The following is a 390-nucleotide window of genomic DNA, read 5'->3' as shown; positions in this document are numbered from 1 at the left end:
CAGTACCTGTTACTTTTTCCGGTATTGGTCCAGGTCCAATTGCTATCTTTTATGTAGCTGTCTTAGCAAAGCAGTGCATAGCTCTCTCATTATGAAAATATCCTTCTTGTTCAGCGACAACAAAAAAGCCGATATCAATATGCCCATGGTTTACGTCTTCATATTTCTCATACTGATCACCACGAGTATCATAACTGTAATTCCATTCGCATGTTCCATCACTCAAATAAATTAAGTTATTTATGAAAAAATCACTAATGTTAGTAATTATGTTTTGATATTTTTCTACACCACCAAGCCATTTATCTAAATAGATCATTGCTGTAGCCATAGCAAAGTTATGATTATGAGCTAATGGGTTATTAAATAAGCCACGATCGTCCATGTACA

The 390-nt window shown here is 34.6% G+C and carries 1 protein-coding gene; it reads right to left on the bottom strand.

Features of this window, described 5'->3' with window-relative positions:
- Nucleotides 1–49 precede the first annotated feature (49 nt).
- On the bottom strand, nt 50–390 hold a 341-nt coding region (locus SB749_RS18785; RefSeq protein ID WP_410711634.1), incomplete at its 5' end, for a hypothetical protein.

The organism is Brevibacterium sp. SIMBA_078, from assembly GCF_046534565.1.
In the GTDB taxonomy this organism is placed as follows: domain Bacteria; phylum Actinomycetota; class Actinomycetes; order Actinomycetales; family Brevibacteriaceae; genus Brevibacterium.
The sequence above is the reverse complement of the archived record's forward strand: the minus strand, read 5'-3'. Positions and strand labels throughout refer to the sequence as shown.